Source organism: Ferrovum sp. JA12, from assembly GCF_001431705.1.
GTDB lineage: Bacteria > Pseudomonadota > Gammaproteobacteria > Burkholderiales > Ferrovaceae > PN-J185.
Genome location: NZ_LJWX01000001.1, coordinates 101699 through 122418, shown reverse-complemented (window position 1 = coordinate 122418; position 20720 = coordinate 101699). Strand labels below are relative to the sequence as shown.

Below are 20720 nucleotides of genomic sequence, written 5' to 3'. Positions count from 1 at the left end.
CCTGTCCATAGCATAAGCAGCGTTTTCCACATGAAAGCCTGCCATGCAAATCGACAAACCTTCCTTCTGCGCGAATGCCGACCGGCCGCGCCCTCCCCAACAAGAAATCGCTGACTTGCTCGCCATGGCGATCCTGCGCCTGCGTGCCGAGAAATCAGCGTGTGACTACTCGTCCACACCGGACGTAAAAGACGGGGTTGACCTTGGCTTTTCTGCCCACCAGCGCGTGAATGCAAACCTCTATCAAGAAGAAGGAATTCACGCATGACACCACACGCACCACAGCCCCACACCGCCGCCGTTGCCGCCCGGGTCGCACAACTGTCCCACCTGCCCATGGACAACCTCTGGGCTCTATGGGATGAGCATTTTGACGAGCGCCCGAATCACCATCACCGGACTTGGCTCGAATCCCGACTGGCATACAAAATTCAGGAACGCGCGTTCGGTGGCCTGAAAGCTTCTGTGTGCCGCAAGCTCGAAGAAATTGGCGAGACCGGCATCCTGCCGCCCCGATTACGCCGCGATGCTGACCGCCTGCTTCCAGGCACGGTCCTCACCCGCGTCTATGACGACGTCGAGCACAAGGTGACGGTTCGAGGCATGCGCGACTTTGAATATCGGGACCAACGCTTCACGAGTCTCACCGCAGTCGCCAAGGTCATCACCGGCTCTCCATGGTCTGGGCCGATGTTTTTTGGCCTCAAGACCAAGAAGAGGGAAGCAGCATGAAAAACCAGCGCAACACACCAGCGCCTGCTGCACTCGCCCCTCGCAAACGCTGCGCGGTTTACACCCGCAAGTCCACCGATGAGGGTCTGGACATGGAGTACAACAGCCTGGAGGCGCAGCGGGATGCAGGGCTTGCCTACGTCGCCAGTCAACGTCACGAAGGCTGGATCGCTTTGCAGGACGGCTATGACGATGGCGGTTTCTCCGGTGGCAACATCGAGCGACCAGGTCTCAGGCGGCTGATGGCTGATATCGACGCCGGCAAGATCGATATCGTGGTCGTCTACAAAATCGATCGTCTGACACGCAACCTGACGGATTTCGCCAAGCTGGTCGAAGTCTTTGATCGACATGACGTCTCCTTTGTCTCCGTCACCCAGCAATTCAATACTGCGACATCAATGGGGCGCCTGATGCTCAACGTGATGTTGTCGTTTGCCCAATTCGAACGGGAAGTCACCGGCGAGCGTATTCGCGACAAAATTGCCGCCAGCAAGGCCAAAGGCATGTGGATGGGTGGTACGCCGCCACTCGGGTACGACGTCGTCGACCGCAAACTTGTGGTGAACGAGCCGGAAGCAGATTTAGTGCGGTCCATCTTCCGACGCTATGGTGAGCATGGCTCGGCCGCAGAGATCGTGCGTGAATTGGAAATCGAGGGGCGGACCACCAAGGCATGGCAAACACAGAATGGTCAATTCCGCGAAGGCCGTCCCATCGATCAGCAGTACCTTTTCAAATTGCTGCGCAACCGGATCTACCTTGGCGAGGTCCAGCACAAAGACAAAAGCTACCCTGGCCTGCACGAAGCCATCATTGATCAAGACACATGGGACCTTGTCCATGCGTTTATTGAGCGCCGCAAACAGGGCCCACGCAAGTCGATCACTCAGCACTCTGCTCTGCTCACGGGGTTGCTCTACGCACCCGATGGACAGCTGATGATCCACAGTTTCACGCGCAAGAAAAGCGGACGCTTGTATCGGTACTACGTGCCGTATCTTCACAAACGCCGTAATGCCGGTGCAACACTCGCGCCTGGCCTCATCGAAATGGGGCCATTGCCTGCAGCCGAGATCGAGACGGCGGTACTGGAGCAGATCCACAAGGCGTTGTGTGCGCCAGAGTTGATGCTGGCGACATGGCGTTCCTGTCAAAAACATCCCAAGGGCGCCAAACTCGAGGAAGCACAAGTGGTGGTGGCCATGCAGCGCATTGGCGCCGTGTGGGACCAACTGTTCCCGAAGGAGCAACAGCGGATCACGCAGTTGCTGATCGAGCAGGTCCATCTGCACGAGCGTGGCCTGGATATTCTGTGGCGCGAGGACGGCTGGCTGGGTTTCAGTGACGACATTCACAACCACCCGCTGGTTAAAGAAACCAAGGGTGCAGCCGAGGAGGTATACGCATGAAAAACACCGATACCCCTGTCACCCGCTCGGAGAACAGTCGGCAGAGCAACGTGCGCATCGAGATTGGCCAGGACGCCCGCAACTACATCACTGGGCAGCAGCGCGTGACGATGGTGCCGCTGACGATAAGGCGCAAGCGAAACCACAAGGTGATGACGCCGCCTCCCGGCGAGCATTCGGCCCTTGGTTCTGGTGGCGAGGACATTTCCATGATCCGCGCTTTGGGCAAAGCGTTCTACTGGCAGAAGCTGCTCGATCAAGGCAAATTCGCCACCATCCGAGATCTGTCCCGATCAATGAAATTGGAGCAGGGCTGGGTCGCCGAAGTGCTGCGCATGACCATGCTGGCGCCGGACATCATCGAAGCCGTCCTCGACGGAAAACAGCCTCGGCATCTCAATTTGCAGACACTGCGTGGACGGCATGAGCCGTTGCCACGGGACTGGGAGGAGCAGCGCAGGCTGTTTGGGTTTTCAGCCTGAGCATCGCGGCTTGGCTTGAAATGGCTCATTAATAGACCCGCAAGAGCCTTCTGACTTGTTGGTGAGTCAGTCACTGTCAACGCTAAATAGAAATGTCCGCTTTCCTGCAAAGTAGAAATGTCCGCTTTTGCTGTTTCCCTTGCGCTACGGTGTTGCGCGCTGCCCGTCGTGGGCGGATTTGCCGACGGGCATTTTTCTCCAGGGGTGATTGGCTGCAGGCTTGTGTCCGGTGTTGCGCCGAGTCAGTGCCTTGTCGACTCGTGCATTGACCGATTTGCCATCGGCCACCGCCGACTGTCGTTCCGGTTTGTCCATCACGCTGTATGTCAATTCGCGTTTTCTCCAAAGCAGTTCACACGTGCCGTCAAAGTGCCGATGCACCGTCACTTTCGCGCCCCGTAGTCCCAGACCCGTGCCCGTCGTTTCGACCTGCAGCAACTGGTTTTCATGCTGGCAAGACAGGTTTTTTGAGAGCGTTTTCGTTACTTGAACCGACAGGGTGCGCATCAGGCTGGCGGGTGTTCCGGCATAGGCCAGGTGCGCGTCAGACGGGTCTTTGGGCGCGACCGCAAAGCGCCTGTTGAAGTCCTCGATATAGCCCGGCAACCACGCATTGGCCTCGTCCATGTTGTTGATGCCGGCCAGTCGCATTTCCTTGACCAGCCTGTCCTGCAAGGTCTGATTGGCGCGTTCCACGCGTCCTTTGGCCTGCGGGCTGTGCGCGTGGATGCATGCGATTCCCAGCTCGCGCGCCGCACGCGAGAATTGTGTTTCGGCCTCCGGATCGGACTCCTTGGCGTTGATGCGGAAGATGCTGTGGCGGTCAGAGTACAACGCCGCAGGTACGCCGTGCGCCAGAATATGATCGTGCAACACCTGCATATAGTCCAGCGTGGTTTCGCTCGGTGCAAAGCGCAGTTGCGTCAGCCGTCCGGTAGCATCGTCGATGAATACCAGCAGAGTGCAATATTCGCCGCGGTCTTCAAACCAGTCGTGGGGGCTGCCGTCGATCTGGATCATCTCGCCGAAGCGGGCGCGACGCTCGCGCATCGGGTGTGCGCATATGGAGCCGCCTTTCCTGGGGTGCCAGTGGCCCGCCTTGATCATTAGCTGGCGCGTGGTCTCGACAGACAGATTTACCTCATGCAGTTCGGCCAGCTTCTCGCAGGCCAGCGTCGGCCCGAAGTCCCTGTAATGCGCGCCAATGAGATCAATGGCCATCGTGCAGATGGCATCGTCCAGCCGCCGATTCGATGCCTTGCCGCGCTTCCTGCTGATCAGTCCGGACAGCCCCGCTGCCTGATAACGCCGGGTCAGGCGGCGCACCTGGCGGGTAGTGATACCCAGTCGCCGCGCGGCTTCCTGTTGGTCGATTTTGCCCTCTGTCAACAGATCCAGCATCTGGGCTCGCTTCACTTCTTTTTGACTCATGAGTTTGTCCATCTTCAAAATATCCGCCACTGTTTCTAACAGCGTGAGTTTAACTACCAGCGGACATTTCTATTTGGGAGAAACCGGACATTACTACTTTGCGCTAACAGTTGGTGAGTCAGTCACTTGACTTTGTCTTGATTCAGTAAGACAATGAGTCATGAACATTGCATGGTTAGTCTTCGTGATCTGTTAATGAGTCTTTTTCATGGTTAAGCCAGTCTCCCGCCCCCTCTCTCAATACAGCCTGGATGCGCTGGCCTTGCTGGGCCAACTTGTGCGTGAAGCGCGCTTGGGCAAGGCCATGACCACGATGGATCTGGCGGCTCGGGCTGGCATTTCACGTGCCCTGCTGCAACGCATCGAGCGCGGGGACCCCGGGTGTTCAATTGGTGTGGTGTTCGAGGTGGCCACCCTGTGTGGTGTGCCGCTGTTTGATCAGGAGCAACGGCAGTTGACCACCCATCTGGCACTGCACCGAGAAAAAATGGCCTTGATGCCCAAAGCCGTGCGAACGCGTACCAAGGGGGTGAAAGATGACTTCTGAGAAAGATGCCCCGTATTCAGAAGCCTACGTCTGGATCTGGCTACCCGGCGCTGCTGAGCCTGTGGTGGCCGGCTTGCTCAGCCAACAAGGTGGGGCTTTGGTCTTCAACTACGGTCGCAGTTATCTGGCCCGCCCGGATGCGATCGCCCTCTATGCGCCAGAGTTGCCGCTGCGCCCCGGGGCCCTTGCGCTGCTGCCGGGCTTGAACATGCCCAGCTGCATTCGTGATGCTTCGCCGGATGCATGGGGGCGGCGCGTGCTGATCAATCGCAAATTGGGCATGAAGGGTGGGGATGCCGCCCTGGTTGAATTGGATGAGTTGACCTATTTGCTCGATTCTGGCTCTGACCGGATTGGTGCGCTCGATTTTCAGCAATCTGCGACCTATTACGTGCCGAGGCACACACAGCAACCCTCGCTGGAGGAACTGCTGACGGCTGCCGAGAAAGTTGAGCGGGGTGTGCCACTTTCTCCCGAACTGGATCAGGCGCTGCTGCACGGCACTTCATTGGGCGGCGCCAGGCCCAAGGTGCTGCTGGAAGATGGCGAGCGCAAATTCATCGCCAAGTTTTCTGCGAGCAATGACCTCTACAGTGTGGTCAAGGCGGAATTCATGGCCATGCGTTTGGCTCGCGAGGTAGGGCTCGATGTCGCGCCGGTGCACTTGCGCAGAGCCTTGGGCAAAGATGTCCTGTTGATCGAGCGCTTTGACCGAGTGTGGTCTGACGGCCATTGGCACCGACGTGCCATGGTGTCTGCGCTGACGATGTTCGAACTCGATGAAATGATGGCAGCCTACGCCAGTTACGAAAAACTGGCCGAGATCATTCGGTACCGCTTCATCAACCCGAAGGCGACCTTGCGGGAATTGTTCTCTCGAATCGTCTTCAACATCCTGTGCGGCAACACCGATGACCACGCCCGCAACCATGCGGCGTTTTGGGACGGACACCAACTGGCCTTAACGCCCGCCTACGACATTTGCCCGCAATCGCGATCCGGTCAGCAAGCCTCGCAAGCCATGCTCATTCGTGGCGCAGAGCGAACCAGTCAAGTGGGTGTTTGCATTGCGGCCGCATCGGTGTTCCTGCTGAGCCAGCAAGAGGCCGTTCAGATCGTCAACCATCAGGTCAAGACCATTGAGCAGAAATGGCCGACCATCTGTGAAGAGGCAGCCTTGAGTGAAGTGGACCAGGCGCTGTTCTGGCGACGCCAATTTCTCAATCCTTTCGCTTTTATCAACGCCCCCGACGGCGTGCATGTGCCGTTGCCGGGCTGAAACCGCTCCGAGTCATCTTGCAGGAATGAACGGCGAGCCCAGTGCTCGCCGTTTTGCATTCTGGGCCCCATTGGCGAACTGGAAGTTTCCGCTGAGTTCGCCAATCGCTCCCTCGTAAGTTCGCCACCCGAATTCTCCAATGACACCTGTTCCTCAACAGCCTCAAAGGAGAGTCTCATGGCCGCTACGGCAAGCCCCCAAACCCGGTCGTCCTACCCGGCGATCAACACCCTGGCACCTGGCGATCGCCGGGTCCTGAACGAAAACGAGCTGGCACAGCGCTGGGGTGTCAGCCCCAAGACACTGCAACGCTGGCGCAGCGAGGGTCGTGGCCCTCGTTACCTCAAGCTCTCCAAGCGGGTCAGCTATCCGCTGGAAGCCATTCTCGACTTCGAGTACAGCGCGCTGCACGAGTCGACCGCTGAACGCGTGATGGCCTGAGGGAGGTGGTCATGAACGATTTGTCCATCTTCCCAGCCGACATCGCCGAGATGTCGACCGCCCAACTGGCCAGCCTGCCGACCCAGCAACTCTACGAGGTCGACACCAACCTGGATCAGGCCATCGCCTGGCTCAAGTGCGCACGCACCAAGGTGGATGCTGCCCTGGATCAGCGTTTCGGTGCCCAGGGGCGTGAAGCCCTGCGCGATACCGGACGCGATTTCGGTACCGCCCACCTCAAGGCTGACGGACTGCACGTGAAGTTCGAGCTGCCCAAGAAGGTGTCCTGGGATCAGAAGAAGCTCAAGGCCATTGCCGAGCGCATCGTCGCGTCCGGCGAAGCCGTCGAAAGCTACCTCGACGTCAAGCTGGCGGTGCCCGAGTCCCGCTACACCAACTGGCCACCGGCGCTGCAGCAGCAGTTTGCCGATGCCCGCACGGTCGAGGCAGGCAAGGCCACCTTTGAGCTCAGCCGTGACGAGGGAGGCGTGTGATGGCACTTCCAATCATCTCCGCATCCCAGCGCTTGGCAGAAAAGCAAGGGGTCAAACTGGTGCTGCTGGGCAAGTCCGGCATTGGCAAAACCACCCAGCTCAAGACCCTGCCTGAGGACCGCACGCTGTTCGTCGATTTGGAGGCCGGCGATCTCGCGGTCAAGGACTGGCATGGCGACTGCGTGCGTCCCGCCACCTGGCCCGAGTTCCGCGATCTGGTTGTCTTTCTGGCGGGCCCTAACCCAGCACTGCCGGCAGACGCGCCGTATTCCAAGGCTCATTTCGACCATGTGTGCGAGCGCTACGGTGACCCGGCCCAACTGGCCAAGTACGACACCTACTTCGTCGACAGCATCACGGTGCTGGCACGCCTGGCACTGATCTGGGCCAAGGTCCAGCCGCAGGCGCTGTCCGAGCGTACGGGCAAGCCTGACACCCGCGGGGCCTATGGCCTCCTGGGTCAAGAAATGCTCACCGCATTGACCCACCTGCAGCACGCCCGGGGCAAGCACGTGGTGTTCGTCGCCATCCTCGACGAGAAGCTCGACGATTTCAACCGCAAGGTGTTCGTGCCGCAGATCGAGGGCTCCAAGACCGCCGCCGAACTGCCTGGCATCGTCGACGAGGTGGTGACGCTGGCCGAGATCAAGGCTGAGGATGGCAGCAGCTACCGCGCCTTCATCACCCAAACGCTCAACCCCTACGGCTACCCCGCCAAGGACCGCTCCGGCCAGCTCGATCTGCAGGAGCCGCCCAACCTGCGCGCGCTCATCGACAAGTGCGCCGCCGCCACCCGTCCATCCCATCCGGTTTTCACATCCCAAACACCCAAGGAGTAATTCATGTCCGCCTGGAACGATTTCAACGACGCTGAACAACAGCAATCCTTTGACCTCATCCCTAAAGGCACCGTGGCCAAGGTTCGCATGACCGTCAAGCCCGGTGGCTATGACGATCCGAGCCAAGGCTGGGTCGGTGGCTATGCCACCCAGAGCTTTGAGACCGGCAGCATCTTCTTGGCCTGCGAGTTCGTGGTGCTTGAGGGCGAATTTGCCAAACGCAAGCTCTGGTCCAACATAGGCCTGCAAAGTCCCAAGGGCCCGACCTGGGGCAACATGGGGCGCACCTTCGTGCGCGCTGCACTGAACTCGGCCCGCAACGTCCGCCCCGACGACAACTCGCCGCAGGCCGCAGCCGCCCGCCGCATCCAGGGCTTTCATGAACTCGATGGCCTGGAGTTCATCGCCCGCATCGATATCGAAAAAGACGGTCGTGGCGAATTGAAGAACGTGGTCAAGATGGCCGTCGAGCCGGGCGAGCCTGAGTACTCGGCCCTGATGGCTGGCGCAGAGTTCATCCCCAACCGCACCGTCGGGACCCCGACCGCAGTCCCAACCGCACATCCATCCACGGTCCCAACCACAGTCCCGCCCGCGGCGGCTGGGCGCCCGGCAGTGTCCGGGAAGCCGGCCTGGGCGCAGTGAGGGGGGTGAATGAAATGCTGGGTCTGTTCCCGACAGGCCCGGGGGTACGGCCATACCGACAACCGGCATGGCATCGGCAACCCCCGGCGCTACCCCATCGATTGGGTGTTTTGTTCCCGCCGCTGCCAGGACGCGTTCCATCGCATGTACGGCCACTGGGCGGATGGCCAGAAGTTCGGCAAGGAGGTCAAGATGATCGACGCCTCTGACATCGAACGCGCCGCCATGCGCCAGTGCCTCAAAGCCTTCGGCGAGGCTGCCGGTGCGATCGGCTTTGCCAAACCCCTGGGTGACTACTCCGAGGCCGAAGCCCTGCGGGTGATCGACGCCATCGTCACTGGCTACACGGATGCCATGGCCGCGCACCACGAGGCCAGCAAGTACCCCCCGGTGCGCGGTATGCGACCCGCCCCGGATCCGCTGGCCCATCCGTTCGCCGACCTGGAGGACGACTTGCCTTGGGAAGAACCGAAGGGGGCGAAGCCATGATGGACTTCAACTCTTCGGCCAGCGTCTCAGGCCAGCTCACCGAACTGATCGACGCCGGCATGCAGCGCAGCCGGGAGGCACAGCCTGCGCGTGACTACCTCGGTGCCTCGCGCCTGGGCGTGGCCTGCGAGCGGGCGCTTCAATACGAGTTCGCCAAGGCCCCCATCGACAGTGGCCGTCACTTGGAGGGGCGCATGCTGCGCATCTTCGAGCGTGGCCATGTGATGGAGGACTGCATGGTCAGCTGGCTGCGCGAGGCCGGGTTTGATCTGCGCACCCGCAAGGCAGACGGAAACCAGTTTGGCTTCTCGGCTGCCGATGGGCGCCTCAAGGGCCACGTCGATGGCGTGATCGTCGGTGGTCCCGAGGGTTTTGCTTATCCCGCCCTGTGGGAGTGCAAGTGCCTGGGCAACAAATCCTGGCGAGACCTCGACAAACACAAGCTGGCCGTTTCCAAGCCAGTCTACGCGGCGCAAGTCGCCGTCTATCAAGCCTATCTCGAACTGCACGAGCATCCGGCCATCTTCACGGCGCTCAACGCCGACACCATGGAGGTCTACACAGAGCTCGTGCCCTTTGATCCTGCGTTGGCGCAGCGCATGTCGGATCGGGCCGTCAAGGTCATCACCGCCACCGAGGCAGGTGAGTTGCTGCCACGCAGCTTCAATGACCCGACCCACTTCGAATGCCGTATGTGCGCCTGGCAGGACCGCTGCTGGAGGAATCCCACATGAATACCCCATCCACTGAACGACTGGGTCACGCTGGGCAATGAGAGCCTGACCGCTGCCACCACTACACCGCAGCGGCGCACCTACCTTTATCCCGTCGCTGCAGGGCGATACGAAGTGCGTGCCACGCGGCTCGATGGGAAAGACACCAACTCACGCGCCGGGCACGAAGTGCGCTGGGGCGAGGCCCGGGGCTATCTGGCCGGCGGCGTTACTTTCCCTGACAACGTCACACTGCTCGCCATCCGCATGCGCGCCACCGACAACCTGTCGCAGCGCTCCAGTCGGCTCATCAACTGCATTGTCACGCGCAAGCTGCCGGTCTGGTCGGCGGACTCTGGTTGGTCCATGCCTGTCCCGACCCGATCGATCGCCTGGGCTTTTGCCGACATCCTACGGGCCAGCTACGGCGCCAAACTGCCGGATGCCCGGATCGATCTCTCCGCCTTGGCCCAACTCGATCAGGTCTGGGCCGGTCGGGGTGACCAGTTCGATGGTGTGTTTGACCAGCAAGTCACGGTCTGGGAGGCGCTGACCCGGGTCGCCCGCTGCGGTCGGGCGGTGCCTTTCCTGCAAGGCGGCATTGTGCGCCTAGTGCGGGACGAAGCCCGGTTACTGCCCGTGGCGCTCTTCAGTCCGCGCAACATCGTCAAGAACAGCCTCAAGATCCAGTACGTGATGCCGGGCGAAGAGACTGCGGACGCGGTGACGGTGGAGTTCTTCAGCAGTCGCACCTGGAAGCCCGATGAAGTGACGGTGAGCCTGCCGGGCTCCAGCAGCACCAATCCGGCCAAGCTGCGGCTCTTTGGTTGCACCACCGAATCCCATGCGGTGCGCGAAGGCCTGTATCTGGCGGCGGCCAACCGCTACCGCCGTCGCATCATCACCTTGCGCACCGAGCTCGAAGGCCTGATTCCCACCTATGGCGATCTGATCGCCATTGCCCATGACATGCCCAGTTGGGGCGCGGGCGGCGAGATCGTTGCCTGGGATGCCGACACCCACACCGCCACGCTGTCCGAGCCGGTCGCATTTGTCGATGGGCAAGAACATGTCATGGCGCTGCGCCGACGCGATGGCGGGGTCAGCGGCCCGCATGCGGTGATGCCGGGCAGTGATGCACAGCAGGTGGTCTTCGCAGACCTGCCCGACATCCCTATCGAAACCGGCCTGTCGGCCGAGCGCACCCATTTCGCCTTTGGGGTGGCCGAGCAATGGAGCCTGCTGGCCCGGGTGATCGCGGTGCGCCCGCGTGGCGAGCAGGTGGAGATCACCTGCGTGGCCGAGCATCCGGCAGTGCATAGCGCCGATAGCAGCGCCCTCCAGATTTGAAAGGAAAGAAGATGAACGAACCCCACCTGATGGATGGCATGGTGGTCATGCCCCATGACGAATTTGAAACGCTGCTGGAGCGCGCCGCCGAGCGTGGGGCGCGTCACGCCTTGTCCGATGTCGGCCTGGATGGCCCGGATGCTGCAAACGACATCCGCGAGCTTAGGAATCTGCTCGACGCCTTCAACGAGGCCAAGAAAACCGCCGGTCTCACGCTGGTTAAGATGCTGGTCACGGGTCTCGTGCTGGCGTTGTTCGCCGGCACCATCGTCAAAATCAAACTGTTCGGAGGCCCGCAATGAGCCCGATCTTCACAACGCTCGCCCCCGGCCTCTTCGAAGCTGGCGCCAAACTGATCGACCGCCTGATTCCCGATCCGGCCCAGCGCGAGCAGGCCAAGCTCGCCTTGTTTCAAGCTGAAGGTCAGCAGGCCTTGCAGGAAATGCAGGTGAGCCTCTCGGCCATACTGGCGGAAGCCAATTCAGCCGACCCGTGGACCAGCCGGGCGCGCCCGACCTTCCTGTACGTGATCTACGGCGTGATCCTGCTGTCGGTGATCGGCAGCATCATCGGCATCTGGTGGCCCGCTGAGGTGTTCCAGGCCGCCGAAAACCTGTCCAAGCTGCTCAACGCCGTGCCCGAGAGCTTGTGGTGGCTCTTTGGTGCAGGCTACCTCGGCTACACCGGCGCGCGAAGTTTCGACAAGTGGCGCGGCGTGCCCAGGTAGGCTACGCCAGCGGCTGCAGCAAACGTAACTACAGCAAACCATAGACCCCGTCTTTATTGGCTTCCCTCTTGGGTGGCTGGTGAAGGCGGGGTCTTTTGTCGTTTGTGCGCCAGAAATCTGCACAACACCCGCCAGATGGCCTTGGCTTTGCTCGCGAACAGCGCCTTCATGGAGGCATGTTCACCTTGCCCCACGCCCCATGGCCCCGCGCCTGCTAACCTCGCCACAAGCCGCTGAGCGTCTCGGCTTGCCCGTACAGGCGCTCTACAAACTGCGCGATGCCGACGAAGGCCTGGCCATCACCCAGACCGGCCTGCAGGTCGGCTACCAGGTCGAAGACATTGCGGCGTACGAGCGCCGCGAGATGCTGGCCCTGGTCGAGCAGGTGCTGGCCACGGCAAGGCCGCTGCCGCTGATCCGCGCCATGGCGCAGTTGCTGCGTTCGCCGCCACCAACCGATGGGTTGCCCGCTCCAGCGTCGGGGCCGAAACCAAAGCCACTACCGCCTTCGATTTCAGCCAAGCTGGTACCGGTGCCGACGGCGGCAGTAACCGTCGCGACCGCTGTGACCCCACCAACACCCATCAGCGGTTCCTCGCCCAACACATCGGCCTGGTTCCTGGTACGCAGCAAACCCCGGCAGGAATCGGTGGCACTGACCAACCTGGCTCGTCAGGGCTACGAATCCTACTTGCCGATGTTCGCGGCAGAAAAACTCGTCCGCCGCAAACCGACCGTCGTACAAGAACCGATGTTCGCGCGCTACCTGTTCGTGCGGCTCGATACATCAGGCCAAGGCCAGAGCTGGAGCCCGATCCGCTCCACCGTCGGTGTTAGCGAGTTGGTGTGCTTCGGCAGCCGACCCGCGCGGGTCGATGACGCCCTGATCGCTACCCTGCGCGAACGCGAAATCGCACAGCAGGGCACCCCGACCACCTTGTTTGCCCATGGCGACAGCGTGCGTATCACCGAAGGCGCCTTTGCCGGGCTGGAGGTGATCTACCAGATGAACGATGCCGAGGGTCGCGCCATGGTGCTGCTCGATCTCTTGAGCAAACCCGTGGCCATGACCCTCGACGCAGCCAGTCTGCGCAAAGTGGGGTGATGGATGACCGCACTTCAGCGGCCTGCGCCACTTTATCTCGACGGTAAGCGCCACATGAGCTTGATACGGCTTGGCCTTCGAAGCCAACATGGCCCCACACAAATAAGACGAACCGATCATGGCATTGACTGACACCCCGACCGCCCCCCACCCCGAGACCAGAGCCTTTCGCGCCGCCCAGTACGTGCGCATGTCCACCGAACACCAGCAGTACTCCACTCTCAACCAGGCCGACAAGATCCGTGAGTACGCCGACAAGCGGGGCATCGAGATCGTGCGCACCTATGCCGACGACGGCAAAAGCGGCTTGTCCATCGGTGGCCGCGCCTCCTTGCAAAAGCTGATTGCCGATGTCGAATCGGGCAACACCGATTTCAACCTGATCCTGGTCTACGACGTCAGCCGCTGGGGCCGGTTTCAGGACGCGGACGAATCGGCCTATTACGAATACATCTGCAAACGCCAGGGCATCAGCGTCGCCTACGTCGCCGAGCAGTTTGAAAACGATGGCTCGCCCGTCTCCACCATCGTCAAGGGTGTCAAGCGCGCCATGGCCGGCGAATACAGCCGCGAACTCTCGGCCAAGGTCTTCGCCGGCCAATGCCGCCTGATCGAACTGGGCTTTCGCCAGGGCGGCCCGGCCGGCTTTGGCCTACGCCGGGTGCTGATTGATCAGAGTGGTGCCATCAAGGCCACCTTGAAACCCGGCGAGCACAAAAGCCTGCAAACCGACCGGGTGATCCTGGTGCCGGGCCCGGCGCAGGAAGTGGCCACGGTCAACCAGATCTACCGCTGGCTGGTCGATGACGACTTGCCACTGTCTGAAATCGCCCAGCGCCTCAACGACACCCCCATCTACACCGATCGTGATTGCCCTTGGACCTACAGCACGGTGCGTCAGGTGCTGACCAATGAGAAGTACATCGGCAACAACGTCTACAACCGCCACTCCTTCAAGCTCAAGAAAAAGCACGTCGATAACCCGCCCGAGATGTGGATCCGCAAGGAGGGCGCATTCGAAGGCATCGTGCCGCTGGACACCTTTCTGGCCGCCCAGGAGGTGCTGACCGAGCGCAGCAAACGGCTGACGGACGAGGAATTGCTCAACCACCTCAAGGCGCTCTACGCCGAGTGCGGTCGCCTGTCGGGTTTCATCATCGACCAGGTGGCCAACGGCCCCTCGGCCAGTCTGTACACCTCGCGCTTTGGCAGCCTCATCCGCGCCTACGAGCTGATTGGCTACCGCCCACCGGGCGGCACCGAGCACCTGGAAATCAACCGCCGCCTGCGCCAGCTCCACCCAGAAATCATCGCCCGCACCGAGCACACCATTGCCGAGCTGGGCGGCCACATCCGGCGTGATCCCAAGACCGATCTCTTGACCCTCAACGACGAGCTGGTCATCAGCCTGGTGCTGGCCCGCTGCCAAACCACCCCAACGGGCCATCTGCGCTGGCGCATCCGATTCGATCCGGCGCGGCTCTTTGATACCGGCCACCCCGACATCACGGTGGCCATCCGGCTCGATCCCGCCAACACCCAGGAGCTCGACTACTACCTGCTGCCCCGGCTCGACCTGCCCGAGCAGGAAATCCGCGTCAGCAACAAAAACAGCGCCGACTTCGAATGCTTTCGTTTCGACGACCTGACCTTCTTCTACGGCATGTCCGAGCGGGAGCGCCTGCAGCGGCGCATCTGACGAATCCGACGCCGCTGACCCATCCACCCAACCATCCCAAGAAAGGAAGCCCCATGACAACCACGCCAACGCACCCACTCAAACGGAGGCCCCCATGCTGACCGGCACCCCCGAAACCGTCACCCTGATCCCCATCGCGCGGGTTGAAATCCTCAACTCCCGCGAACGCAATATGAAAATCTTCGAGGAGATCGTCGAGAACATCAAAACGATCGGCCTGAAGAAGCCCATCACCGTCACCGAACGCGCGGGCGATGATGGACATCCCAAATACCTGCTGGTCTGTGGCGAGGGGCGTCTGAACGCCTTCCGCGTCCTGGGCGAAACCCACATCCCGGCGTTGGTAGTCGATGTCAGCGACGAAGACGCCTTCATCATGAGCCTGGCCGAGAACATCGCCCGGCGTGGCCACCGGCCGCTGGAAATCCTGGCCGACATCGAAATCCTGCGCAAACGCGGCTACGACGCCGACACCATCATCCACAAAACCGGCCTCTCGCCCAAGTACGTCAAGGACATCGTCTTCCTGCTCGATCAAGGCGAAGAGCGCCTGATCGAAGGCGTGCAACGCGGCGCCATCCCGCTGACCACGGCTTTGGAAATCGCCCGCGCCAAGGACGATGACGAGAGCCTGGGCGAAATGCTCCAGGAGGCTTACGAGAACGGCCAGCTCAACCGGCGCCAGATCATCGAGACCAAACGCCTCGTCGAAAAACGCCAGGCCTACGGCCCAGGCTCCCCCGATCCTGCGCGGATCAAACCGCCCACCTCCAGCTACAGCCTGGTGCGCACCTACCAGCGCGAAGTCGAGCGCCAGCGCAAGATGGTCCTCAAGGCCGAGCACGCCCACCAGCGCCTGCTGCTGGTGGTGCAGGGCCTCAAAAAACTCTTCGCCGATGAGCATTTCGTCAATCTGCTACGCGCCGAGGGACTGGACACGTTGCCCAAGTACCTCGCTGAGCGCATCGACAACCTGAATGGAGCCCCAGCATGAATCCCGCCATGAATGCACAACCCAACATCACACCGATGTACCCCGGCATCCACCAGGCCGACGAAACTGAAGAGGGGCCAAACCTGCCCACGGCCCCGCTCAACACTTTGCTGGGCTTCGATCTGGAAACCTACCAGATCCCGCTTGACACCCTGATGCCCAGCAAGCGCATCCCAGACGGGGTGATGAGCACCCGCAAGTACAAGCAGGTCGTCTCATCCATCCACGAAATTGGGCTGATCGAACCCTTGTCGGTCATCCAGCACGATCCGGCCAAGCCGGAATTCATCCTGCTTGATGGCCATTTGCGGGTGCTGGCACTGAAGGATCTCGGTGTCCACGAGGCCCCCTGCCTGATCGCCAAGGACGACGAGACCTACACCTACAACCACCGCATCAACCGGCTCTCCACCATCCAGGAGCATTACATGATCCGCCGCGCCATCGATCGTGGCGTCAGCAAGGAACGCCTGGCCCGGGCCTTTGGTGTGAACCTGAGTTCCATCAACCGGCGCATCAACCTGCTCGAAGGCATTTGCCCCGAAGCGATTGCTCGTCTGCAGGACAAGCAATTCACACCGGACGTGACCCGGGTACTGCGCAACATGAAGGCCGCCCGGCAGGTGGAAGCGGTGGAGCTGATGGTGGCCAGCAACACCATCACCGTGGCCCATGCCGATGCCTTGCTCAAGGCCTCGCCGCCGGAACAGCGCACCGACTTCAAACCCCCCGAGCGTGATAAGCAGCTGGCGCCCATCGAGCAGATCGTCAAGCTGGAGAAAGAAATGAGCCAGGTGCAGACCCAGTACAAGGACGCCGAAGAAAACTACGGCTCTGACCTGCTCAATCTGGTGGTGGCCAAGGGCTACCTGACCAAGCTGCTCGGCAACGATGCCGTCAAAAGCTACATCACCCGGCACGAACCCGAAATCCTCGAGCATTTCGAACTGGTGGTGAATACCGTGAGCATGGAAGAGGCGGTACAGCAGCAACTGGAGGCCGATGGCGAATTCGAAGAGTCGCCCGAGGGGGAGGCTCCGGCGCAGTAGGTCAGATTCATTGCCGCACCGCAATACCGAAGGGTAAAATGTTGACAATAAAAATAACCTTCGGAGGTGGTCATGCACTGGTATCTCGTCCATACCAAGCCCAGGCAGGAAAAGTGCGCCCTGGATAACCTCCGGCGCCAAGGGTTTCAGTGCTATTTACCCACCCTCCCAGCCGAAAAGCTCCGCCAAGGCGTGCTGACGGTTGCTGATGAACCCCTGTTCCCGCGCTACCTGTTCATCCGCCTGGGCCAGGGCGACTCGGCGCCGAGTTGGGCGCCCATCCGTTCGACCAAAGGCGTTAGCCGACTGGTCAGCTTTGGGGTGGAGCCGGCCAAGGTGGCCGACTCGCTGGTCGAGGCCCTGCGTGCGCAAGAGGCATCTGTTCAGGCTGAGCCTGCGCGCCTGTTCAAGCCCGGTGAGCGTGTACGTCTCACAGAAGCACCGTTCGCCGGCATCGAAGGCATTTACCAAATGGCCGACGGGGAGCGCCGCGTCATGGTGTTGATCGAACTGCTCTCCAAGCAAGTACGGGTGCGGGTTGCACCTGCCAACCTTCGCAAGATTGGCTGAAGCTCGGTCGAAACATTTCTCAAAGTCATGACGGTGTGGCATAATGTCACCATCCGTTAGGCCTTTTGCAGCACTATGCTGCTCTTACAAGGCTCGGAATTCCCCTGTTAAGCCCCGCTAACCGCGCTTGCTGATCGTGAAACGGCATGGCGGTAGCGTGCTAAAAGCGCATTGATCACCATTTCCCAATTAAATCGAATGACCGGTTTTCGAACGGAAATCGAGGTCATGCTGCGCGTGTGCATTCTCCGGGAGCATCTCCCCTCATGAAAATCGCCATCGCAGGCACCGGCTACGTTGGCTTGTCCAACGCCGTTTTGCTGGCTCAGCACCACGAAGTGGTTGCGCTCGACATCGTCCCCGAGAAGGTGGCGATGCTCAATCGCAAGCACTCTCCCATCGTGGATGCCGAGATCGTGGACTACCTCCAGCACAAGCAGCTGAATCTGCGTGCCACGCTGGATAAACGCGAGGCCTATGAAGGCGCCGAGTTCGTCATCATCGCTACGCCTACCGACTACGACCCCGAGACCAACACCTTCAACACGAAGTCCGTCGAGGCCGTGGTGCGCGACGTGCTGGCCATCAACCCGCAGGCGGTGATGGTCATCAAGTCCACAGTGCCGGTGGGCTACACCGCCAAGCTCAAGGCCGAGCTCGGTTGCGACAACCTGATCTTCTCGCCCGAATTTCTGCGCGAAGGCCGCGCCCTGTACGACAACCTCCACCCCTCGCGCATCATCGTCGGCGAGCGCTCGGTGCGCGCCGAAACCTTCGTCCAGTTACTGCAGGAAGGCGCGGTCAAACAGGACATCCCTGTACTGTTTACCGAGAGCACGGAAGCCGAGGCCATCAAACTCTTCGCCAACACCTACCTGGCCATGCGGGTGGCTTACTTCAATGAGCTCGACACCTACGCCGCCACCCACGGCTTGGATACGCGCCAGATCATCGACGGCGTCTGCCTCGACCCCCGCATCGGTGCCCACTACAACAACCCAAGCTTCGGCTATGGCGGCTACTGCCTACCGAAGGACACCAAGCAGCTTCTCGCCAACTACCGCGATGTGCCTCAAAACCTCATCAACGCCATTGTGGAGGCCAATACCACTCGCAAAGACTTCATTGCGGACGAGATTCTGCGTCAAAAACCGAAAGTGGTTGGTATTTATCGATTGGTCATGAAAGCCGGCTCTGACAACTTCCGCTCCTCCAGTATTCAAGGGGTCATGAAACGTCTCAAGGCTAAAGGTGTTGAAGTCATTGTGTATGAGCCTGTACTTAATGAATCTTGGTTTTTCGGCTCTCGGGTGCAGAATAATTTATTTCAGTTCAAGAATGAGGCAGATCTGATTGTTGCCAATCGGGCTTCTTCTGAATTGAGTGACGTAGTAGATAAAGTCTTTACTCGAGATCTTTTTGGTTTCGATGAATAGTTCAATAGATAACTCATGTTAATTCCTGTAATTCTTTCTGGTGGTGCGGGCACTCGGCTCTGGCCTGTTTCCCGTGAAAGTCATCCTAAGCCCTTCATGAAACTCGCTGATGGCAAGAGCTTATTGCTCAAAACCTATCAACGCGCAGCCTCAGCGGTAGACGCTTTGGGTAGCGAGAAAGGTGAGTTGATTACTGTCACTAACCGTGACTACTTTTTCATGAGCAAAGATGAGCTGGCTGCAGCCCAGCTAGGGGAGCGCCACCCGGGCGTGTTTTTTCTCGAACCTGTTGGCCGTAACACTGCTCCCGCAGTGGCACTGGCCGCTCAATACATAGCGAATAACTATGGCCCAGACGCATTGATGCTGGTGTTGGCGGCAGACCATCTCATTCAAGACCAGGTCGCATTCAATGCTGCTGTAGCCGATGCCGCAGCTTTGGCCCAACATGGCCATTTGGTTACTTTTGGCATCGTGCCTAGTGGCCCAGAAACGGGGTTTGGCTATATCGAAGCTGGTGAAACCATGCAACAAGGCCGAAAGGCCATGCGTTTTGTTGAGAAGCCCTCCCTCGAAAAGGCGCAAGCCTACTTGGCAAGCGGCAATTTTTACTGGAATTCCGGCATGTTCTGCTTCCGGGCTGGCCGCCTACTGGAAGAAATGACCCAGCATGCTCCTGACGTGGCTTCCGCTATCGAGGCTTGTTGGCAGGCCGTTACTACCCAGCCCAATGGCGCTGGCCAAATGATCGATATCCCGTCCCATATGTTCGCTCAGGTGCCGGATATATCGATTGACTATGCCGTCATGGAGCGGTCCAGCAAAGTGGCTGTTGTTCCATCTGATTTCGGCTGGAGTGACATCGGTTCATGGGCCGCAGTTAAAGATCTGGTGCCCCCGGATGACAACCAAAACCGTGCGCTGGGAGAGGTCATCTTTGTCGATAGCCGCAACACCTTCGTACAGAGCGAAGAGCGGTTGGTCGCTACCATTGGGGTGGACAACCTCATGATCATTGACACGCCCGATGCCTTGTTGGTTGCCCATGCAGACAAATCACAAGACGTGAAAACGGTGGTGGCCCAGCTGAAATCCAAAGGGAACGAGGCCTACAAATTGCACCGCACTGTAGCCCGGCCCTGGGGCACTTATACCGTGCTGGAAGAGGGGCGTCATTTCAAGATCAAGCGCATTGAGGTCAAGCCCGGTGCCAGCCTTAGCTTACAAATGCACCACCACCGAAGCGAGCACTGGATTGTGGTGAGCGGCATGGCCAAAGTGGTCAATGGCGAACGTGAAATCATGGTGAGCACTAATGAGTCCACATACATCCCGGCAGGCCACAAGCATCGACTCGAAAATCCTGGTGTACTTGATCTGGTAATGATCGAAGTGCAAAGCGGTGAATATCTTGGTGAGGATGACATCGTTCGCTTTCAGGATAACTATGGCCGCGTCTGATATTTTGCGCTCAAATGTTGAGGATCAAAATGAATCTTGGCATAACCATTCTGGGAAATCAGACATCACGGTTGGGCTGAAAGCAACACATGTCTGGCTTGCCCTTGGCTGGCACGATATACGTCAGCGCTATCGTAGATCGGTCATCGGACCTTTTTGGTTTACGCTGAGCACCCTTATTATGGTGGGTGTCTTGGGTATTCTCTATTCAACGCTGCTTGGACAAGAAATCCACCACTACCTTCCCTACCTTGGCGTAGGACTGGTGGTTTGGCAATACATCAGCACCGTTGTCAATGAAGGTGCAAACACCTTTATTGGTTCCGCCTATCTTATCAAACAGATACGGATGCCGCTCACGATTCACGTGGCGCGTGTAGTGTGGCGCAATTTCGTCGTGCTGATGCATAGCTTGCCCGTTGTATTTTTATTTTTGCTTGCTTTCGGCCACCGTCCTGGGATCGAATTATTTTTGGTCATTCCCGGTCTATTCTTGCTGCTATTGCACGGAGCGTGGATCGGCATTGTGCTTGGCATTCTTTGCGCGCGCTATCGTGATGTTTACCCGATAGTTGGCAACTTGATTCAAGTGGCTTTTTTCTTTACGCCCGTCATGTGGCAAGTGAGTTTACTCAAAGATAAAGCGTGGTTGGCTGAACTAAATCCGCTATATCACATGATCGAAATAGTGCGTGCTCCAATGATCAATTCACACCTAGAACTTGCCTCCTGGCTATGGAGTATCGGCCTGCTGTTAGTCGGTTTTGCTCTCGCTCAATACCTTATGCAGCGCGCGCGCAACCGTGTTCCCTATTGGGTGTAAGT

Annotated in this window: 24 protein-coding genes; 23 read left to right on the top strand and 1 reads right to left on the bottom strand. The window is 59.6% G+C overall.

Annotated features, from left to right (window positions below; translation table 11 throughout):
* Positions 1-43: 43 nt before the first annotated feature.
* From FERRO_RS00720 to FERRO_RS00705, 4 genes are read left to right on the top strand one after another with little or no spacing between them, the layout of a single operon-like run.
* A complete protein-coding gene (locus FERRO_RS00720; RefSeq protein ID WP_056928975.1) occupies positions 44-268 on the top strand; it encodes a hypothetical protein in 225 nt (74 codons plus the stop codon).
* Positions 265-732: a DUF2924 domain-containing protein gene (locus FERRO_RS00715; protein ID WP_056928974.1), complete on the top strand. Its 468-nt coding sequence runs from the start codon at positions 265-267 to the stop codon at positions 730-732. Before FERRO_RS00720 ends, FERRO_RS00715 begins: the two co-directional genes overlap by 4 nt.
* Positions 729-2144 (top strand): recombinase family protein, encoded by a 1416-nt coding sequence (locus FERRO_RS00710; protein ID WP_056928973.1) that lies wholly within the window; start codon positions 729-731, stop codon positions 2142-2144. The genes FERRO_RS00715 and FERRO_RS00710 overlap by 4 nt, the downstream gene beginning before the upstream one ends.
* The gene (locus FERRO_RS00705; protein WP_056928972.1) at positions 2141-2626 is read left to right on the top strand and encodes a hypothetical protein; all 486 of its coding nucleotides are present in this window, start codon (positions 2141-2143) and stop codon (positions 2624-2626) included. Before FERRO_RS00710 ends, FERRO_RS00705 begins: the two co-directional genes overlap by 4 nt.
* A 144-nt stretch (positions 2627-2770) precedes the next feature.
* Here FERRO_RS00705 and FERRO_RS00700 read toward each other — a convergent pair whose 3' ends face one another.
* On the bottom strand, positions 2771-4057 hold the full coding sequence (locus FERRO_RS00700; protein WP_152975678.1) for an ISNCY family transposase: 1287 nt from the start codon (positions 4055-4057) through the stop codon (positions 2771-2773).
* 208 nt (positions 4058-4265) lie between these two features.
* On the opposite strand from FERRO_RS00700, the gene FERRO_RS00695 reads away from it, so the two are divergent.
* The 19 genes from FERRO_RS00695 (at position 4266) to FERRO_RS00605 (ending at position 20718) form a co-directional block, all read left to right on the top strand.
* Positions 4266-4604 (top strand): helix-turn-helix transcriptional regulator, encoded by a 339-nt coding sequence (locus FERRO_RS00695; RefSeq protein ID WP_056928970.1) that lies wholly within the window; start codon positions 4266-4268, stop codon positions 4602-4604.
* Complete coding sequence (locus FERRO_RS00690; protein ID WP_056928969.1) at positions 4594-5883, top strand: type II toxin-antitoxin system HipA family toxin; 1290 nt, start codon at positions 4594-4596, stop codon at positions 5881-5883. The genes FERRO_RS00695 and FERRO_RS00690 overlap by 11 nt, the downstream gene beginning before the upstream one ends.
* Positions 5884-6060: 177 nt before the next feature.
* Positions 6061-6324 carry a helix-turn-helix transcriptional regulator gene (locus FERRO_RS00685; RefSeq protein ID WP_056928968.1) on the top strand — a complete coding sequence of 88 codons (264 nt, stop codon included), beginning with the start codon at positions 6061-6063 and terminating at the stop codon, positions 6322-6324.
* A gap of 11 nt (positions 6325-6335) precedes the next feature.
* Positions 6336-6818 carry a hypothetical protein gene (locus tag FERRO_RS00680; protein WP_056928967.1) on the top strand — a complete coding sequence of 161 codons (483 nt, stop codon included), beginning with the start codon at positions 6336-6338 and terminating at the stop codon, positions 6816-6818.
* A complete protein-coding gene (locus FERRO_RS00675) occupies positions 6818-7657 on the top strand; it encodes an ATP-binding protein (RefSeq protein WP_056928966.1) in 840 nt (279 codons plus the stop codon). Before FERRO_RS00680 ends, FERRO_RS00675 begins: the two co-directional genes overlap by 1 nt.
* Positions 7658-7660: 3 nt before the next feature.
* Positions 7661-8302, top strand: a complete 642-nt coding sequence (locus FERRO_RS00670; protein WP_056928965.1) for a hypothetical protein — start codon at positions 7661-7663, stop codon at positions 8300-8302.
* Between the two features lie 9 nt (positions 8303-8311).
* Positions 8312-8791 (top strand): DUF6511 domain-containing protein, encoded by a 480-nt coding sequence (locus FERRO_RS00665; protein ID WP_056928964.1) that lies wholly within the window; start codon positions 8312-8314, stop codon positions 8789-8791.
* Positions 8788-9525 carry a PD-(D/E)XK nuclease family protein gene (locus FERRO_RS00660; RefSeq protein ID WP_056928963.1) on the top strand — a complete coding sequence of 246 codons (738 nt, stop codon included), beginning with the start codon at positions 8788-8790 and terminating at the stop codon, positions 9523-9525. Before FERRO_RS00665 ends, FERRO_RS00660 begins: the two co-directional genes overlap by 4 nt.
* A complete protein-coding gene (locus tag FERRO_RS00655) occupies positions 9526-10854 on the top strand; it encodes a phage tail protein (RefSeq protein WP_342586488.1) in 1329 nt (442 codons plus the stop codon).
* A gap of 11 nt (positions 10855-10865) precedes the next feature.
* The gene (locus FERRO_RS00650; protein WP_056928962.1) at positions 10866-11156 is read left to right on the top strand and encodes a DUF6127 family protein; all 291 of its coding nucleotides are present in this window, start codon (positions 10866-10868) and stop codon (positions 11154-11156) included.
* On the top strand, positions 11153-11581 hold the full coding sequence (locus tag FERRO_RS00645; RefSeq protein ID WP_056928961.1) for a holin family protein: 429 nt from the start codon (positions 11153-11155) through the stop codon (positions 11579-11581). Before FERRO_RS00650 ends, FERRO_RS00645 begins: the two co-directional genes overlap by 4 nt.
* Before the next feature lie 247 nt (positions 11582-11828).
* The gene (gene rfaH, locus FERRO_RS00640; RefSeq protein ID WP_204374697.1) at positions 11829-12686 is read left to right on the top strand and encodes a transcription/translation regulatory transformer protein RfaH; all 858 of its coding nucleotides are present in this window, start codon (positions 11829-11831) and stop codon (positions 12684-12686) included.
* Positions 12687-12804: 118 nt separating this feature from the next.
* Positions 12805-14385, top strand: a complete 1581-nt coding sequence (locus tag FERRO_RS09885; RefSeq protein WP_204374696.1) for a recombinase family protein — start codon at positions 12805-12807, stop codon at positions 14383-14385.
* 94 nt (positions 14386-14479) lie between these two features.
* The gene (locus tag FERRO_RS00630) at positions 14480-15379 is read left to right on the top strand and encodes a plasmid partitioning protein RepB C-terminal domain-containing protein (protein ID WP_056928959.1); all 900 of its coding nucleotides are present in this window, start codon (positions 14480-14482) and stop codon (positions 15377-15379) included.
* The gene (locus FERRO_RS00625) at positions 15376-16428 is read left to right on the top strand and encodes a plasmid partitioning protein RepB C-terminal domain-containing protein (protein WP_204374695.1); all 1053 of its coding nucleotides are present in this window, start codon (positions 15376-15378) and stop codon (positions 16426-16428) included. Before FERRO_RS00630 ends, FERRO_RS00625 begins: the two co-directional genes overlap by 4 nt.
* A gap of 72 nt (positions 16429-16500) precedes the next feature.
* Entirely contained in the window at positions 16501-16998 is a 498-nt protein-coding gene (rfaH, locus tag FERRO_RS00620; RefSeq protein ID WP_056928958.1) for a transcription/translation regulatory transformer protein RfaH, read from the top strand.
* Between the two features lie 266 nt (positions 16999-17264).
* On the top strand, positions 17265-18434 hold the full coding sequence (locus FERRO_RS00615) for a nucleotide sugar dehydrogenase (protein WP_056928957.1): 1170 nt from the start codon (positions 17265-17267) through the stop codon (positions 18432-18434).
* A gap of 15 nt (positions 18435-18449) precedes the next feature.
* Complete coding sequence (locus FERRO_RS00610) at positions 18450-19895, top strand: mannose-1-phosphate guanylyltransferase/mannose-6-phosphate isomerase (RefSeq protein ID WP_056928956.1); 1446 nt, start codon at positions 18450-18452, stop codon at positions 19893-19895.
* The gene (locus FERRO_RS00605) at positions 19882-20718 is read left to right on the top strand and encodes an ABC transporter permease (protein WP_056928955.1); all 837 of its coding nucleotides are present in this window, start codon (positions 19882-19884) and stop codon (positions 20716-20718) included. Before FERRO_RS00610 ends, FERRO_RS00605 begins: the two co-directional genes overlap by 14 nt.
* The last annotated feature ends 2 nt before the right edge of the window (positions 20719-20720 follow it).

Bases quoted from the DNA above. Each gene is read 5' to 3' on its own strand.
- FERRO_RS00605 (WP_056928955.1), top strand. From the start codon at position 19,882: ATGGCCGCGTCTGATATTTTGCGCTCAAATGTTGAGGATCAAAATGAA.
- FERRO_RS00610 (WP_056928956.1), top strand. From the start codon at position 18,450: ATGTTAATTCCTGTAATTCTTTCTGGTGGTGCGGGCACTCGGCTCTGG.
- FERRO_RS00665 (WP_056928964.1), top strand. From the start codon at position 8,312: ATGAAATGCTGGGTCTGTTCCCGACAGGCCCGGGGGTACGGCCATACC.
- FERRO_RS00720 (WP_056928975.1), top strand. From the start codon at position 44: ATGCAAATCGACAAACCTTCCTTCTGCGCGAATGCCGACCGGCCGCGC.
- FERRO_RS00680 (WP_056928967.1), top strand. From the start codon at position 6,336: ATGAACGATTTGTCCATCTTCCCAGCCGACATCGCCGAGATGTCGACC.
- FERRO_RS00670 (WP_056928965.1), top strand. From the start codon at position 7,661: ATGTCCGCCTGGAACGATTTCAACGACGCTGAACAACAGCAATCCTTT.
- FERRO_RS00715 (WP_056928974.1), top strand. From the start codon at position 265: ATGACACCACACGCACCACAGCCCCACACCGCCGCCGTTGCCGCCCGG.
- FERRO_RS00650 (WP_056928962.1), top strand. From the start codon at position 10,866: ATGAACGAACCCCACCTGATGGATGGCATGGTGGTCATGCCCCATGAC.
- FERRO_RS00675 (WP_056928966.1), top strand. From the start codon at position 6,818: ATGGCACTTCCAATCATCTCCGCATCCCAGCGCTTGGCAGAAAAGCAA.
- FERRO_RS00710 (WP_056928973.1), top strand. From the start codon at position 729: ATGAAAAACCAGCGCAACACACCAGCGCCTGCTGCACTCGCCCCTCGC.
- FERRO_RS00700 (WP_152975678.1), bottom strand. From the start codon at position 4,057: ATGAGTCAAAAAGAAGTGAAGCGAGCCCAGATGCTGGATCTGTTGACA.
- rfaH (WP_056928958.1), top strand. From the start codon at position 16,501: ATGCACTGGTATCTCGTCCATACCAAGCCCAGGCAGGAAAAGTGCGCC.
- FERRO_RS00615 (WP_056928957.1), top strand. From the start codon at position 17,265: ATGAAAATCGCCATCGCAGGCACCGGCTACGTTGGCTTGTCCAACGCC.
- FERRO_RS00685 (WP_056928968.1), top strand. From the start codon at position 6,061: ATGGCCGCTACGGCAAGCCCCCAAACCCGGTCGTCCTACCCGGCGATC.
- FERRO_RS00630 (WP_056928959.1), top strand. From the start codon at position 14,480: ATGCTGACCGGCACCCCCGAAACCGTCACCCTGATCCCCATCGCGCGG.
- FERRO_RS00645 (WP_056928961.1), top strand. From the start codon at position 11,153: ATGAGCCCGATCTTCACAACGCTCGCCCCCGGCCTCTTCGAAGCTGGC.
- FERRO_RS00625 (WP_204374695.1), top strand. From the start codon at position 15,376: ATGAATCCCGCCATGAATGCACAACCCAACATCACACCGATGTACCCC.
- FERRO_RS09885 (WP_204374696.1), top strand. From the start codon at position 12,805: ATGGCATTGACTGACACCCCGACCGCCCCCCACCCCGAGACCAGAGCC.
- FERRO_RS00690 (WP_056928969.1), top strand. From the start codon at position 4,594: ATGACTTCTGAGAAAGATGCCCCGTATTCAGAAGCCTACGTCTGGATC.
- FERRO_RS00705 (WP_056928972.1), top strand. From the start codon at position 2,141: ATGAAAAACACCGATACCCCTGTCACCCGCTCGGAGAACAGTCGGCAG.
- FERRO_RS00660 (WP_056928963.1), top strand. From the start codon at position 8,788: ATGATGGACTTCAACTCTTCGGCCAGCGTCTCAGGCCAGCTCACCGAA.
- FERRO_RS00695 (WP_056928970.1), top strand. From the start codon at position 4,266: ATGGTTAAGCCAGTCTCCCGCCCCCTCTCTCAATACAGCCTGGATGCG.